Origin of the sequence: Dechloromonas denitrificans (genome assembly GCF_020510685.1) — a bacterium.
Taxonomy (GTDB): Bacteria; Pseudomonadota; Gammaproteobacteria; order Burkholderiales; family Rhodocyclaceae; genus Azonexus; species Azonexus denitrificans_A.
In genome coordinates this window covers 1964089-1981044 of the sequence record NZ_CP075185.1, presented here as the reverse complement: position 1 = coordinate 1981044, position 16956 = coordinate 1964089, and the positions used below count along the sequence as shown (strand labels likewise).

Here is a 16956-nt window from a genome sequence, read left to right as displayed (position 1 = left end):
GGCTTTGTTACCCGGGGTTACAGGATTTGTCGTCGCTACCCTTGCTGCGGGCGGCTTCCGAACATTCCTCGCCGCCCAGCACCTCGACCGTGAGCATTCCCTGCGCCGTATTGCGATTGCCGGCCGCCGTCGGCGACTCCTCCAGCATCCGGTCTTCGGCGCTGGTCGGCGAAGTAATCGCCGCCACCGGCGTCGCAGTGGTCGCCGCAGCCGGCGCCCCGCTGACGCCACCGGCCGCCTGGATGTTGCTGGCATTGAGGATGGTCGGTGCGCCGAGCGTGATCCGGCCGGTACTGCGCAGACCGGCATCGCCGGCATCGATCGCGCCATTCGGGGCGAAAAGATCCATGTCGCTGGCCGGCGTGTCGTCGCGCGAAGCGAGTGCGCCGATGCCGGAACCGGAAATCGAGTTGGAAGCATCCAGGAATATCTGTCCGTCACGTACCACCAATACCGGCGGCGGCGTCGCACTGACCGTCTTGGCGCCATTGCCGGCATCAATCATGCCGTGGTCAGCCCAGACCAGAATGTTGCCGCCATCCAGCGTAAATACCCGGGACTGGTTGACCAGGAAGTTGTCCAGCACAAATGCCCGGATAGCCCCACCCTGGAAGGTAAACAACCCCTGATCGGCTGCCTTTTTCTCCGGTATGGTCTTGGATGGATTGGCGATACCGACCGTCACGCTGCCGCCAGGTGCCAGCAAGTCGATGCCGCCATCCTGTTCGGTCTTGACCGCGCTATAGAACAGATCGATATTGCCCTTGCTGACGCTGGAAGCAGGGAACAGCGCCTGAATTACGGCCCGTCCCTTCTCGTAGCTGGCATCACCTCCGCCGCTCTGGGCTTCTCTGCCGAAATCGAGCAACAAGGCATAAAAACGGTCACGCAACGCATTTGGCGAGAGGTCATTGCCTACAGGCAGGCCGTTATCCCGCATGTACTTCACGAATCCCGCGTAATCCGGCGAGGTCGTGCCTGCCAGGACCATGATGTCAGCACCGCCCACCGGTAGATAGGGGTTTTCAAGATTCCCCTTGGTGACAATCCCTTTGCTGTCGGCAAGGTCGACGCTACCACCGGCTATCACTTCTACCCGTCCAGGTCCATTAACCTTGATGCCCTGGCTGGGCAACGCACCGCCGTTGATGGTGTAGGTAATATCCCCCTCAGCCACGATCTTGCTGACGCTGTCTGTGGTCAGGTGCTGAACCGTCAGATTGAGATTCTTGATGTCGCCACCAGCCTCAATATCTACTGCTTCGGAAAACTCCGCATAGTTATCCCTCCCGCCAACGCCGGTGATGTCGCCCCTACGGGCGACCAAACGACTCGGTTCGCTGTCTTCCAAGTGCCAGGATGTCGCTGCATGCTTGCTGGCCGGCGCTGCGGTAAGCAAGCCTAGCAGTTCAAAATTTCGGTCCCCAAGCGGGTTGCGAACACTGGGCAAAGCGCTGGCCGGCACATCAAGCTGCTTGACCGACTCTGCACCAAGCTTAATGGCACCATCAGCCAACAGGTCAAGTTGGCCGCTATTGCCCGGTGCCTGATACAGGCTGCCGGAAATATTGCCGTTTAACGCCGCTACCTTCATTTTCGCTGGTGCCAGACGGTGTGCCTGGGGGTCATCCACCCCATAAAATAGAGCGCTGCTGTTGAGGTCCACATTGCCACTGACCGATACGAGATCCACTGCCGTCGCGTCGCTATAGGTACCAATGCGGACCCGATAGTCGTAATCACTGATACTGGCAAGGGATACCGAACCACTACCGCTATACGTGTTGTTGGCAGTTTTCTCGGCAAGAGTCCATAGCGGATTGAAAACATTACCAAGTGCCACATCGCCATCGGCAACAATTCGTGCCGTTGTATTGCCCAAAGCAATGCCGACATCGGCCTTTATTTCCGACGCATCGATCAGCAACTTACCGGTTTCGGCATAGTACAAGCCGCCAATCACAGCCCCACCAGCCCGCACGGTCAGATCGCCACCACCTTGAACCTCGACCAGATCAGGCTGGCGCTGACCATTGATGGTCGGTACGCGCCCGTTGGTTGGAATCGCCACGACAAAGTTCTTGATGTCGGTACCGGCCGTCAGAGCGATATCGCCGCCACCGAAAGCTGCCACCCCTTGCTGAAAAGCAGAGATGCGCGGCCACCACTGCAGGTCGCGCGTCTCGCCTCCGGCACGGAACAGCCATTGGTTGATGTGGCGTTTGTCTGGAGCTGTTTCCCCTGACTTGACCATCACGATACGCTCACCAGCCGTCAGGCTGATGTCACCGCCGCCCGACGGGAATACTGAATAAATACTGGTCGCGGTAGTTCCCGTGCCAGCTGGCGAGAACCCGGTCGGTTGAGTCGTATCGGCAACACCTGCGGTATATACAGCTGCTCGATCAAGCAGCTTGATATCCTTGCTGGCGGCCATGGCAATACTGCCGTTTCCGGTGCGCACCAGTTTGTTGGTTGCCACCTGCAGAGTCCCCAAAGAACCCGCCGCCTGGGTTGTCAGGGTAGCAGCGGCGGCGGTGTCGGCACCGGCGACCAGTCGATAGGACCAAGCGTTGCCACTGGTACTCAGTTTGGCATCTCTTGAAACCGCGGAATAAACTGGGCTAGCGCCAGAATTGGTGACAAAACCGTCGCTCAGAGTACCGTTGATATTCAGATTACCCTGCGCCCGCACCGTCAGCACGCCGGCCTCGTTCAGTACGCCCGCGTAATCCGGAAAGCGCAGACTGCCAAAGTCCAAGTCCGCCGTGCTTGTGCCAATATTGAAGTCCGCCGTCGAACTGCTCTTGATCTCAACCCCTGGCCGAACATGATAGATGGGGTTATTCGCGAAGCCGAGCAGCTTGCGGATTTCGTCCACATTAGTTACTGACTCGCCGTTTTTGTCCAGATGAGTTTCTGAATAGAGCGTGGTCAGGTCACCCTTGATTGATGCCAGACTCGCGGCCGTCAGTGAATTCGCGGTATAAGCGCTGACGATCTCGGCACCAACATCGCTGGCCCCGGTAATCTCTCCGCCAAGCTTAATGTTCACATCGGCAGCCGCCTTGATGACCGTCGCATTCGTTTTCCCAGCCCGGAAGGTTACCTTGCCACCTGTTGCCACGCTATCAGGTGCCGCGCCAACATCAATAGTGCTACCTGTCGCGGTAATCACACTTCCAGTACCGTCAGCCGCCAAGATGACGGTACCCCCTTGACCACGGGTACCGGCGTTGGAAGCAACGGTGATCCGCTCGGTTGCCTTGGCAATCAAATTACCCTCGAGATTGACGTTACCGCCGCCAGCATATAGCTCGATGTTGCCGCCCTTGGCTCCCGAGGCATCGATCTTGCCGGTCTTGTCAATTTGCACCCCACCCTTGTCGGCGGCAATGGCCACCTGGCTGGCCGAGATGGTTTTGGACAGACTCAGACTTCCCGTTCTTGAACGGATGTCCCACTGTCCTCCAAGATTGGTGCGCGTCGTCGTTTTGGACAACGTCTCGCTAACAGCCCCAGCCAACTCATCGAGCGAAACCGTCGCCGCATCGACCTTGAGAGTTCCCTGGCTCAGGCTTGGGTCAGCCTTGGCGGTGCCGCGCAAGGTTCCGTCTCCAACGGAAACTTTGCCCTCCGTGGCAATCAATGCCAATGTCCCCGCATCACCTCCGTCGGCATCAGCAGAAACCGAGATCAGAGCCCTCTTGGTGACTTTTTCGGTGCCCCCCTCGGTGACTACCGTGGTGACGGTAATGTCCCCCTTCCTGGCGGTCAGTTTTATCTCGCCGCCCGGGGCGTAAGCAAAGGTATCGGCAAATGCTACCTTGCTGCCTTTGGCAGCAATCACGGCCGTTTCTGTGATGGTCACGTTGTCGCCCCCATCTTCGCCGGTGGCAGCAAGCGTAAGTTTTCCGGACGGAGTTTCGATGCGTCCCGAAACATCGACGGACTTGCCTTGTATTTCAAGCGAGCCACCGAGACCGGTCGTCCCCCCCCCTTCTACCCCCCCCTTGATTTCGGTCTTGTCACTGGCAACCAGCAGGTGGTCAGCGGTACCGACAGTAACGACACGGCCGGCGTTGACCGTTAGTGCCGCCGTCTTGCCATTGCCCCCATAAATCACCTTGTCACCGCCAGTAAGTCCGTTGTCGGTGGCGTTGTTGACCGCCGTTACGCCCAGCCCCGAAAAGCGGACGTCTCCCGCGGTCGTCAAGTTGACTTTCTCGAATCCGCGGAAGGCGAAGCCAGTCGCCTTGGCGTCCCGCTTCGCCTGATCTTTGACGTTGCTCGCAAAACTGATGCCATTCTCAGCTGTAACGTTCAGGGTGACAGCACCCAGTCCGCTGTTGTCAAATTTGGCACTATCCGGGTTCGGGTTGTCGAAAACGACACTCTTCGCCGTAATCTGCGCTTCCCCACTCCCGTGACCGGCAATACCGGCTGCGCCGATGATCAGTTCGTTGAGATCTGATGTTCCAAGCGATGCATCGCCATATAGATCGAGGGTGGTGTAACTGGTCAGCCGCAACTGGTCGGTCTTGGCGAAAGCTGCCAGAGTGTTCTTATCCAGAACAAGTCCGTTGCTTGGCGCGCCGCTGTCGCCGATCACATTGATGCGTCCAGCGCCTATGCTCAGGGCGCCACCGCTGCGCGTGCCGTCAGCCTGAACGACACCGACCAAGACCGAGCCATCGATGATGGTATTTCGGGTGCCATCATTTTTCGTCGCGTCTAGAATGACCGACTTCCCGGCCACCGTGGCTCCGTCATCAACCACGAGGCTGCCGTTCTTCAACTTTACATCGCCGGTTCGGCTGATGCCCGCCTGATCGCCTTCGGCCACGCGCAAGAACGCACCATCGCCGTCAAGGACCACTTGACGCCTGGGAGCATCGCCCATCGACTCGATTCGGCTACCGGCTACGACCTTTAATTCATCCTTCGCCGTCAGCATCAGTTCCGGGCCGGTCAGCGCTTTGCTCTGGTCCTCCTCTGCCTCCCCCTTGTTCTCCACTCGCAGCAGGCTGGCGATGGTCTCTATTTTTGTCGCTTCGCCATCAGTCGAGCGTACCCCTCCCAAAAGCAGACTGGAGGCGCCAAGTGCTATCAGTTTGGCCTGCTCCAGCACCGACCATTCGGCATCCGGTGCAACCGCACCATCGGAGACCATCAACTTTTTCGCAGCAATATCGAGTTGCAAACCTTCACCGGCTCGTTTGCGTCCATCGGCAGCGGAAACTTCCGCCTGACGCAAGGCCGCAATGGTCGGATCGAATATCAGCTTGTCGCGCCCGACCACCGAAAGGAGGCCAACATCCCCCGGCAGTTTGGCGCCCGCCGTATCGTAGAAGAAATCGCTGGCACTGGTTACCTGATAGCGTGCCCGGGCATCAACCACCGTCGGGTTGGCCACTTCAAATGCCTGGGTTTTCTGCGAATAGGCAGTGGCACTGCCATCGGCATTGGCCGCCAGACGGCTACCGCTAACCAGCCATGATCCGTCTGCCTGGGCCTGGGCACCGGCAACGACGCTATTGGTAGCTGTTTTGACGGTCACCAGCCAGGCGCCGGGCAACAGCGCATAACGCGCCGGCAGCAAGGTGTATGAACCAGCGGCGAGGCCACTGCCATTGGCGGCCAGTTGGACCTGATCGCCGGCTTTGAGGGTTGGCACCGAGTCGTAGCGGTAGGAAACATTACCTTCGCTGTCCTTGACTGCTACCGGATTGGAAACGTTGTAATAGCCCGCCTGGCTATCTTGTGGAGCAAACTGCCCATTCCATCCGGGCAATACGGCAAACACCGTAGCCGCGCCATTGTTGGCGGCAGCCATTTCGGCTTCGTTTCGCACCAAAGTCGCCAGAATGTCGGTCTTGCCGCCAGGCCCGGGCGTGAACTCGGCAGCGATAGCTTCGCCTCCGGCGGAAAGATCGAGTTTCGCACCGGTCTTCACTTCGCTATCGGCTGCATCGATGCGGATCGCCTTTTCCGGAGCCTTGACCACATCGTAGGTAGCCGAGGTCAGGGCACGGGTCTTCGGGTCCCAGTAGGTTGACTCGAACCGCCAGTAGCGCCCCGACTGGTCCGTCTGACCCAATATCAGGGTTCGGTCGGCAGCGACCGAAGTAACACTGTTTTCATCGAGGGTCACTTTGCCGCCCGAGGCGCTGAAAACGATTTCCCCAAGCGGCGCGGTGACCGTACCGCTATGAAGAATTTTCTTTGCTGCAAATTCGAGGCGGCCACCGACCGACAGCGACTCGCCCGCCACCGCGTCAGTTGGCCGGGTAATGGTGATACTGCCGCTGGCATCCGAACTCAGGTCAACCCGGTAATCGCTATAAGTAGAGGGCGACAGGCGGGCGGCAGCAAATTTGACTTTGCCACTTGCCGTCATCTGGCCGCTGAAATTCCGCCCCCCAAGCCGATTGGGGGCGGAATTGGCCGTACTGTCGAAGTGAATCTCCCCACTGCTGTTGAAATCACTGGTCGCAAAGCCGTTCCAGCTGAAATTGCCGCTGATGCCGATATCGCGGGCCGAAAAAACCGCCGAGGCAGTACTACCAACAATGGCCGAGGAGGCCGGAGCCGCAGTCGGCGCGTAACTGCCAAGTTGAAGAGCTGCGGCAGTGAAGTCCACGCTCGTGCTATCGCCAGCAGCCGAAAATTTCGGCGCATCAAGGCGAAGTTGATTGTTTACGGTGGCACTAAGCGTGCCGTCGAAACCCATCTCACCGGGCGTACTTAGGTACCAGGAACCGAAGCCGGCCGACACCAACGGCGCAATATCAAGCCTTGCCTTGCCGTCGTAATCACCTGAGGCCAGCGTTTTTTTACCGGCCAGATAGGCTGCGGTATCGGCCGCAGAGAGCTTCCATTCCAGCGGATGGTCGTCGGGTGTCCATTGCAAAGGGGGGGTGCTACTGGATCTGGATTGGAATAGCGTCAACTGCCGCGGGCCGTTCATCGAATCAGGAAGTCCGACGCTATCCCAGGTAGCGGAGGAAGCCAGTTCGTAAAAGCGCAGCGAGAAGATGCCGCCCAGTGCGCCGTTCTTGCCGGCGGCCGCATAACCACCATCGAGAAACATCCCTTCGCGCGCCGCCAGCCCGATACGGCCGCCAGCGCTGCCCTGTGCTTGCACCGGGTAACTGACGCTATTGGCGCCACTGGCGATGGGGGTATTGAGCCGATCCTGTGCCCCGGAAACATCGATCAGGGATCCCTTCGCCATAACTAGATAGCCAAGACCGGCATCGACATCAACCGAACCACCGGCCAACACCTCGCCCTTGTAGCGATACAGCGCTCGCAGCGCATCCGCCGATATGCCCGCATCAAGTGCAACACGTGCCGTGGCATCGAGCTTCGTCGTCCCGCCGGCCAGAATGCGACTATCGGCACCGAGGAAGATCGACTCGGACTGCTTCCCCTCGGAGAAGGCAATGCTGTCCGAATTGTAGAGTTCCTCGGCACGATTGGCCGGTCGACTCAGGGTGACGGTGCCGGCTGGTGCTTCCAGCGTGCCGAGCATGGTGAGTTGAGCCCACGACTCAAGCTTGATGCTGCCTTGCGGCGACACCCCGAGATAAGCCCCCTTACCGATGACGAGGTCACCGTAATTCAGGCTGCGCGTTGCCAGGCTCAGTCGGGTCGGGGCGCTACGCAGATCCGGGTGGAGAACCACCGGCTGCGCAAAGCTGCTGATGGCGCTGCCGGTTGCCTGGTTACGATACCCGGCAACCTTGGCCAGCGACCAGCTGACCGGCGACGGCGCGATATGCGCGTCAGCCACGACATTGACGCCATCGCGTCCGACCAGCTTGAACTCATAGAACCCGCCGCGGTTGAAAAATCCGCCATCGAGAGCGACACCCACCTGTCCAGATGCCAAGCGATCGGCGCGCGACCATTGTCGGCTATCAGTGAAACTGCTTCCAAGTTGCACGGCCGAGGTATTGATTTCCAGCTTGCCGCCACTACCCAGCGCATAGCCTGCCAGCGTGCCATCCAGGAAAAGACTGGCATCCCGGCGATCAAGATCATTGGTGAAATTGAAGGCACCACCCTTGAGCATGCCGCCTGTTGTCAGCGAAATGCTGCCCGCGTTGCCCGCTTCAAGCTTGGCTTTGTCGTCGACGAAGGCACCTCCTGAAACATCGAGCGTGCTCCCGGCGCGCAAATCGATGTCGTAAGCCGAGTCCAGGGTTATCTTGCCGCCCTGGATGGCCTTCACAGCCGTCGATGCAGCGCCATCCTTGGCATCATTGACCCATCGCCCAGCTGTTGACAGGGTGGCGCCATTTTCGACAACCAGGGTCGAATACTTGGCATCTGAAATAGTCGGAAATGGCCCAGCCGACTGACTCATGTCGCTGGTACTGAGCGTAATGCTGCCGCCAGGCGTCGTGATATCGCCAGCAATATGGACCTGCCGGCCACTGAGCTTGAATTCACCACCGGACGCAAGATTCAGCGCCACATCGGCAGCCACATCGATACGCCCATCGCTCTTGATGTCAAACCGCGAGAAGCCCGAATCGACAAGCCGGCTCGAAAGCTCCAGAAGCGGCCCGGCCGTACTGTCGGCATCGAGACCATCTGCCGCGTGTGCCGCCCCACGGACAAAGGCAATTTGCGCCTGGGTGTAGGCGGCCATCTTTTCGGCCTCGCTGGCTGTGTCACGATCCGCCACCGCGTAGTGCTGGCCGGCATCCTTGATGATGAGTTGGCCGCCTAGTGGAATGGCGTGGCGGTCGGACGAGGCGCCAACATTACGCTGCTTGGCCCCGGGTGTTGTTGTCGCTTTCAGATTGCCATCCACAGCCAGACTGTGGCCGGTCAACTCGACCGTACCGGCGCTCTTGCCTTCGCTATAGGCCGCCACCTTGCGGGTCACTGTGGACAGACCGACATACTTGGACGAGACGGGCGCGTCATTGAGGCGGAAATGCTGGCCGCCGATCGTAATGGCGCTGGTCTCGGAGACATATCCCTCGGCATAGTCGACACGGCCACCCGAAACATCGATTTCTGCCTGTTGCTTGACGACAACGCTGCCCGTACTGCGTAGCGAGACGGTGCCGCCGCCAGCCGCCTTTTCCTCAACTGTCTGGCCCACCTTGCCGGTATAGCCCGTGAGGTCGGCAATCGCGATCTTGTCGCGAATATCGACCCACGCACTTTCGCCACGCAGCGCACCGTTGCGTTGAACGGGGTTGCCGGCAAAATTGTCGCCGCGCAGTTCAACCTCGATGAACAGGTCGGACACCGACTTTCTGGCGGTGACACCTGAGACATCGAGCTTGGCACCGTCACCGACAAAAACTCCGACACCTGCCGGTGGATTTGCCCCCTGCGTGAGGCTGATCGGGTCCCCCATGAACGCCCGCGTTAGGTCGAACGTTTCGCTGGTCAGCGCCTGGATCCGACCGCCGTGCGCCGTCAACTGGGCGCCGGCCTTGCCGTTGTCAGCCCCCTCAATTTCTATCTTCTTGGCGATCATATCGATCAGAGACGAGATAAAAGACTGATCGGGTGCGATGGTCTTGCCGCTACTGCCATCGATTGCAACAGTTGTCGTGCTTCCTTCGCCAAGAATCACGGTACCACCGGCACGACCAACCGCGAACAAAGGCTGGTTGGCCTTGTCATCGGCTTTATAGGTCTCATTCGCGACGTAGGCCGCCACCCCCTCGGAGTTGATGTTGCGCTGACCGGAAATGACCGGCGGTTCGCTGCCTTCGGCGGCCAGCCCCTTGTCGGCCAGTTGATCTCGTGCCAGAAGACGGATCGAGCCATTGGCCGTGGCCGAGGTGCTCGTCCACAAGTCGCCCAGCTGATTGATATTGAAACCGACCAGCGAAATATTGCCGAGTGCGGCAGCAATATTCCCCGTGTTGGTCACCATACCGTGGTCGATGACGCCCCACTTGTTTCCATCGTAAATCTTGACTGCATAGAGCGGATTGACCTCGGCCATGAAACCGCGCAAGCCCGCCGCGAAAGGCGGCCGGAGGTACACATCGGCACCAGCGGCAAGCAGGGTCTGCCCCTTGGGTGTTCTGATCTCTCCGTTCTGCTCGACCGTACCGCCGATCAGCATCACAAATCCATTATCGGCAGTGGTTGCGATCTTCGCCCCCTTGGCCACGACAACAGCAGCATCGGCAAAGGCAGCGCGCGCGCTGGCGCTTACACTGGCAAACGCGGCATCGCTAGCCGCGGTCAGTTGTTTTTTTGAAAGGTAGAAAGCGCGGCCACTGACCCCATCCTGGGCAAAAATCCCGTCACTCACCAGCGTCGGGCTAACCCCAAGGGCTGACGCAACGAAATTGGCCGCCTTGACGTCGGCCTTGGCGCCAAACGAAATTCCCTTTTCATTGATCAGGAAAAACTGACCGCTGGCCTTTAGAATGCCGTCAATACTGGATTTTCCGGCTACGTTCAAAACGCTGCCATCAACGGCCTTGCGGTCCGGATCGTAGACGTAGTTGTAGGCCACAGCCCCGGTCGACGACTGGACGAACTCGACCGTCTTGCCGGCACCGACATTGAAGCCGCTGACCCAGTCGATCTCGGCCTTGTCGCCGCGCTGATTGACCGTCAGCCGGTCGGTTTCGATGCTGCCCGAGACCAGCATCGTCGTGCCGTTCAGATTGACCGCCTTGGTCGCGTTGACGATGCCCTTCTGGTTCACGGCCAGGGCGGCAAGGCTGACCACGCCGCCATTACCCATGTCGATACGGCCATTGTCGCTGCCGGCGACGCCGTCGCTCTTGTTGGTGACCGTGCCATCCAGCGTCACGCTGTTGCCAAGTGAGTCCCGGCCGGTGAAGGACTTCGTTTCGACCAGCAGACCGCGCAAGGAAGGATCGTCCGGCGCCGTCAGGATGACCTTGCCGCCGGCCGCCAGAATGGCCTCGGCGCCACCGCCACCTTCGATCAACCCCATGTTCTCGACCGTCTTCGGGGCAATCAGCACGACCCGGCCACCGGACGGCGTGCGGATGGCCGCCCCGGCCTCAACGGTGACAAAACCGGCATTGAACCCGGCCGCCGAACCATCGAAAGCAAATTCAAGCTTGTCGCCCTTGGCGCTCGGCAAGCCGTTGTTCAACAACTGGCTGGCCATGCTCTCCGACAAATTCAGTGACGAAGCCACTAGGCCGCCGACATTCACCTGCGCGCCATTGCCGAACAGGATGCCGTTCTGATTGATCAGGTAAATCTGGCCGTTGGCACTCAGCTTGCCCATGATCTGGCTCGGATCGTTGCTCCAGATCCGGTTCAGCACCCGCGACGTGGCATCGGGCTGGTTGAAGGTGACCGAGGCACTACTGCCGATGTTGAAGCTCTGCCAGTTGAGGCCGAGCATCCGGCTATCGGTGTTGATCGTCATCGCATTGCCGACCGTGATCGGCTGGCCGCCGGTCACCGTGCCACGGTAGACAAAGGGCATGCTGCCGCTCGCCGGCACCGGCAGTGCATTGCCGGGCGGCGGCGCGGCGATTGCCTGGCCGCCACTACCGGCCGCAACAGCCGCCAGCCCGAGCAGAACGGCGGCGGCGCGGCGCCGCGTCGTCTTCTTGCCTCGTCCGCGTACATGTTCGGCGACCGCAACGAAGGCGTTGCGCTCGTGATTGAAAATCAGCCGATAGACTCCACGGTTCATGGCAAGCTCCTGTATCCGGCGTCGCGACGATCAGAATTCATAACCCAGCCGCACATGCACCCGCTGCGCGCCTTTTTCGGTACGCGGCCCGGCTTTCAATGCCTGTCCGGCATCGACTACCAGTAGCGGACCACCCTTTTCACCCTTCAGACGCAGCCCGAAACCGGCGCTGGCCAGCGAAAACTCGCTGGTCTGGCCGGGCAGCGGGCTGTTCAACCACAGCCGCGCGCCTTCGACGAAACCGATGGCGCGCAGGCCGAGGTCGCCGAAGGCGATCAGCGTCGGCGTCTTGATCTCGCCGCGCAAACGCCAGCCGGCATCGCCGGCCGTCTCGCCTTCGTAGTAACTGCGCACGCTGTCCATGCCGCCGGCCAGAATCTGCTCCGGCGAAACCAGCGGCTGCGAACTGATCTGGAAATCGAGACGGGACATGCCCTCCCAGCCGAGCAGGCGTTTCGAATAGGAAAGATCGCCGCGCACCACCGAAAAGCCGGCGCGGGCATAGGCCCGGCGACACTCGAACTGGTCCATGTCGACGCCCTGGCAATCGACGCGCCGCGAGCTGGTATTCAGATTGACGACCAAGCTGAGGTTGCCGGTGAACTCGCCGGACTCGCCAAAATTGCTGAAGGTGTATTGGGCGACCAGCGGCGTGTAGCGCAGCGGCGTGTCCTTCTTGTCGGCGCCCAGCGCGTTCTGCGATTCCGCCAGATTCTTGAAATCCATCCCGAGCGACAGCGAATGAAAGAAATTGGCGATACCGGCCGGTTGCGGCAAGGTCTGCGAGAACCGGGCGCCGAACGTGGTGCCCTTGCCGAGCACGGTGCTGCCGAAAGAGGTGGCGATGTTGCTGTTCGAGTGCTGGACGAAGGTCGACAGCGAACGGGTAGCGCTCAGCGGCGCGTTATAGAAAGCGGCCAGCACGCTCACTTCATCGGGATTCTCCGGGGCGACCACGTAATTGAGGCCGGCGCTGTGCTGTTTCTGGAACAGGTTGGCATAGCGGATGCCGGCCTCCAGCCGTAGCGGCGAGGTATCCGGGCTTTGCCGGTTGTTCAGCTCGACATTGCCGTGCAGCGGCAACTCGTCCTCGACGGCGAGTTCGACTTCCATCGTTCCCGGCCGGACACCGGGGCGCAGCAACGGCGTCACTCGGCGGTCGGGCGAACGACTGGCCTGCGCCAGTTCGGCCTGCATGGTCGGAAAATGCGGCACCGAACCGGCGGCAAGCGCCGGCACCTCGGCGCGCAGATCGCTACGCGCCGTATAGCGGTTGCCACTGACTTTCAGACGCTCGACCTGCCCCTCGATGACCTGCAACCGGATCACGCCGTCCGCCACCGACTGCTCCGGCACAACGACCGAAACCGACAGATAGCCGCTCTGCTGATAAGCCGCCTCCAGCGCGGCGCGCGCCTTCTCGACATCGGCCGCGGTCCTGCCCGGCCCGAGCGAGGGATAAACGGCGCGCTCGATATCGACATCGGCCAGCACGCTGTTGCCTTCGACCGCGAATTCGAACAGATCAAAAGTCGCCGCCGCCCGGGCGGTAGCGGAGAAAAAGACCGTGCCGAGCAGGGCCGCAGAGAGGAGATGTTTGACGAAATGCATAGCCCGCGGATTATCGGCAGGTGGCATTACCCCACTGTGAATAAGCGGGGATCGAAAGCTAGTCCGATCGGACTAGCGGCGAGAGGGCTTGTCGGGCCGAAGCCCAACCTACGACAGGAAAATTACCGAAACAAAAACGGCCCGCGGATTACGCGGGCCGTTCTGTGCAATGCCTGTTTTGGGCAGGCAGAGACCGATGCTGATTAGTCGTTGTAGTTACGCTGATACGGGTTGCACTGGTTGTTACCGAGGTACTCGGCATCAAGCGCGTACGACCCGGAAACACCGGCGTTGCTCGGAATGCCGGCCGCGACGAACTTCAGGTCGGCAGTGGCTTGCAGGACGGCGGTAGACTGTGCATTGGAAATGAACTTGTTGAGGAATTCCAGCTTGGCGCCAGTGGTACGAGCCGGCACGTTGAAGGAGACCCAGCCTTGCAGATCCCAATCACCATTCTCGTAAGCATCAAAAGACGGCACCTTACCGGCGCTATAGCCAGCCGGAACGACCGTCGTCGGCGCAGCACCGGCGGTATCCTGAACGAGCTTACCGACGCCATCGAGAGCACGGAACTGCCACTTGCCGCTGCTCAGCGAATCCTTCAGGCTATCCATGGAGAGCGTGCCGATGGCCTTGTTGCCACCAGCAACGAAATTCACCGTCACCTCCTGGCCGCTGCGATCGCTGGTTTTGTACGTGCCGCCATTGACCGCCGCATTCAGACAGTCGCGGACATTGCCCGAGGTCGAGTTTTCGATGACCACCAGACCATTTTTCGGGCTGGCCGGATCGTAGGTAAAGGTACGCGCGCCGTCGTCCCAGGCATCGGAAGCATAACGGTCAGCCGGATCGACCGAAGTACCCGGGCAGGACGTGTTGTTGGCCCACATGTTATAGACGGCCTGGGTACCGGAACCCGGCACGCGACGGCAGACGATGATGTCGCCCGAACCGGCATTGGCGACCGAAGACCAGGTACCGACGTTGCCGGACATGATGGCGGCAATCGTGGCACGATTGAACTTGACGGTATCCGGAACGGTATTGGTGACCGGAATGCCGAAAGCCAGGCCGTACAACGGGGTCGAGGTCAGCCGGCCGATTTCGATGTCGTTCAGCGCTTCAGCGGGAATTTCACCCTCGGTATTGACGCCATAGACGAAATGCTTCGGGGCAATGTCGGAAACACCGGCATCCGGCGCCATGGTGGTGGTGCCACAGGAGTACGGATCGGCGGACGTGCCGGTACCGGACGTACCGCAGGCTGTCTTGGTGACCAGCATGGACTCGATCATGTCTTCACGAGCCACGGAATTAACGCCGTAGACCGAGCCACCCTTGACACGGTAGATGACGATGGCCTTCTGGCCAGCCCAGGTACCGGTACCGGCTGCCAGCGTGCCGGAAACGGCAACGAAATCGGCATCGGTTACCTTGGTTGACTTGCCGCCGCCCTTGACCGAGTAATAAACAGGGGTGCCGGTGAAGGTGCTGGCGATGACGCTGGTAAAGCCCTTCTGCACAGCGGAGGCACCAGAGATGAAGACGATGCGGCCGGCTGGAACGGCAGAGTCCAGATCGGCGATGGCGGCGGCGGACAGGGCTGCGTGAGCTGAAGACCCGGCCATGGCGGCACAGGCGAGAGCGCACAAGGAAACGATTTTCTTGACTTGCATGGGTTAACTCCTGAAAGGTGTGTTACACGGACGTCCCGAACGGAACGCCCGCTATTTCGCTAGGGAATTAGGCGCGCTTGTTGCGACGGCCAGCCATGAAACCGATCATGCCGAGACCGGCCAGCAGCATCGCGTAGGACTCCGGTTCAGGAACCGCAGCAGCAGCGATATGCAGGGTCTTGCTGGAGTCGAGGTACACATTGACTACGGAGGTACCATCCATGTACTCGTTGTAGGCGGAAGCGGCCGTGCCAGTCGTCTTGGCATCGATACGCATGAAGCCGAGGCCGCTGGCAAAGCTGTTATTGGCCAGCGAGCCAGTGGTTTCGAAATTCAAAATATCGCCCAATTTGACACCAAACACACCGTTAGCGCCTGCATAGGCCGCGCTGCCAGAAGTCACAGCGACGGAATCGTTGCCGCCAATAACCTTGTTAACCTCAGAGGCAAAATTGCGCACACTGGTTGAGGCCGCTTTGGTCACGCTGTCCTTGAGCGGGGCAACTTCCGGCGCAGTGTAAGTCGTCAGGATACGCAAGGGATTCACGGCATCGGCGGCAACAACGTTCCATTTCAGCGTAGCCAAGTCAGCACCGGCCAGGAAAGTGGCGAAGGTCGCATTCTGGGTGAAGCTCAGGTCAAGGCTGCCACCGGCGGCAACCAGGGCTTCAAAGCTGTTGATCGTGATGTTGAGGTCACGGGTGTAGGAGCCGCTGGCATCCCATACATTGAAAAACAGTTCGCCGTTGCCGGTAGCGCCGGCATCGATGGCAGCGTTCGCACCGGAAGCGGCGACAACCATCACGGCTGCGGCAGCAAGAGTCTTGAGAGAAAATTTCATTGACAAACCCCTATCCAAAAAAGATTGAAAATCACCCCCTGCGGGCGACCATGCGACATGTCCGGAGAGGGTCTGCTGCGGGTGCCCGCTCATCAAAACCGCGGGTACTGTGCTTGCCACCCGGCACCAACCAACAACCGCCATGTCGACGGATGCCACTTTAGGGAGGGGAAATGACGTGGGTTCGGGGCCTTGGGGAGGTTTTTTCCAGCCGATCGGACCAGTCGACCGGTCCGTTCGGCTCAGGGAAAGCGGCGCGTTTTGTCACACTGGGTAATATTGCCGGCGGGTGCTCGGGCAGCGACCCGGATTGCGGCGGCGGCCGGGCCAGCCAGGCAAAAATTTGCCGGCGGAATCGATCCGCCGCCCTTCAACTGCCGACGGTATCGCCGATCAGCCGTGCCTTGACGGCCTTGGCTACCGCCTGGGCGCGGTTGGCGACTTCCAGCTTGCGCAGCACGTTCTGAACATGGTTCTTGACGGTCAGCGGACTAAGTTCGAGGACTTTGGCAATCTGCTGGTTGGTGTTGCCATCGCGGACCAGCGAAATGACCTGGGCTTCGCGCGTGCTAAGCGTCAGGCCGGGGCGCAGGCGGCGCGACGGCATCTCCTTTTCCAGCTGCAGCATGCGGTGCAGCGTGGTGTGCAGATAGGGCATCAGCATTTCGGCAAAGTAGGCATGGCGGCGGCCGGGAGCATCGGCCATGCGCATGAAGACGAAAAATCCCGAACAGTCGCCGGGAAACTCCTTGGCACCATGCGCCAGCGCGTGGCCAAGGCCAAGCCGGTCGAGGGCCTGGCCGATGACGCTGCCGCCCGCCCCGCCCTCGTCGCTGGCCGGGCCGAAAAAGCGGGGGATATGGCCGCTGCTCTGCCAGTTTTCCACCATCATCTGGACCAGGCGGTTGAGTTCGGCATGCAGCGCCCTATCCTCCCAGGTATTGTTGCGGGCCAGCACTTCGCAGCGGAAATTCGGCGTGCCGTACTCGCCATGCCCGAAGACCAGCACGTCATGCGGCAGAAAACTCTGTAGCGCGCCCTGCGACCAGAGGAAGTACTGATGCCGCCGATGCACCTGTTGCGACGACTCGATGGTGATCAGCAGACGTTCGAGTTCGACCGGGCTCAGGGTGATCAGGGTATCCATCGCC

The 16956-nt window shown here is 60.3% G+C and carries 5 protein-coding genes; all 5 read right to left on the bottom strand.

Annotated elements, in window-relative coordinates:
- Nucleotides 1-7: 7 nt before the first annotated feature.
- The 5 genes from KI611_RS09505 to epsA all read right to left on the bottom strand — a co-directional run bounded on the left by KI611_RS09505 (nt 8) and on the right by epsA (nt 16952).
- Complete coding sequence (locus KI611_RS09505) at nt 8-11677, bottom strand: filamentous hemagglutinin N-terminal domain-containing protein (protein WP_226419576.1); 11670 nt, start codon at nt 11675-11677, stop codon at nt 8-10.
- Between the two features lie 30 nt (nt 11678-11707).
- Complete coding sequence (locus tag KI611_RS09500) at nt 11708-13288, bottom strand: ShlB/FhaC/HecB family hemolysin secretion/activation protein (RefSeq protein ID WP_226419575.1); 1581 nt, start codon at nt 13286-13288, stop codon at nt 11708-11710.
- Nucleotides 13289-13491: 203 nt separating this feature from the next.
- The gene (locus KI611_RS09495) at nt 13492-14964 is read right to left on the bottom strand and encodes a substrate-binding domain-containing protein (RefSeq protein ID WP_226419574.1); all 1473 of its coding nucleotides are present in this window, start codon (nt 14962-14964) and stop codon (nt 13492-13494) included.
- Between the two features lie 67 nt (nt 14965-15031).
- Nucleotides 15032-15805: a PEP-CTERM sorting domain-containing protein gene (locus KI611_RS09490; protein ID WP_226419573.1), complete on the bottom strand. Its 774-nt coding sequence runs from the start codon at nt 15803-15805 to the stop codon at nt 15032-15034.
- 370 nt (nt 15806-16175) lie between these two features.
- A complete protein-coding gene (epsA, locus tag KI611_RS09485) occupies nt 16176-16952 on the bottom strand; it encodes an XrtB/PEP-CTERM-associated transcriptional regulator EpsA (RefSeq protein ID WP_226419572.1) in 777 nt (258 codons plus the stop codon).
- Nucleotides 16953-16956: the final 4 nt, after the last annotated feature.

What these genes read in the sequence shown, in the direction of transcription:
- KI611_RS09495 (WP_226419574.1), bottom strand. Translation starts at nt 14,964, where the DNA reads ATGCAAGTCAAGAAAATCGTTTCCTTGTGCGCTCTCGCCTGTGCCGCC.
- KI611_RS09490 (WP_226419573.1), bottom strand. Translation starts at nt 15,805, where the DNA reads ATGAAATTTTCTCTCAAGACTCTTGCTGCCGCAGCCGTGATGGTTGTC.
- KI611_RS09500 (WP_226419575.1), bottom strand. Translation starts at nt 13,288, where the DNA reads ATGCATTTCGTCAAACATCTCCTCTCTGCGGCCCTGCTCGGCACGGTC.
- epsA (WP_226419572.1), bottom strand. Translation starts at nt 16,952, where the DNA reads ATGGATACCCTGATCACCCTGAGCCCGGTCGAACTCGAACGTCTGCTG.
- KI611_RS09505 (WP_226419576.1), bottom strand. Translation starts at nt 11,677, where the DNA reads ATGAACCGTGGAGTCTATCGGCTGATTTTCAATCACGAGCGCAACGCC.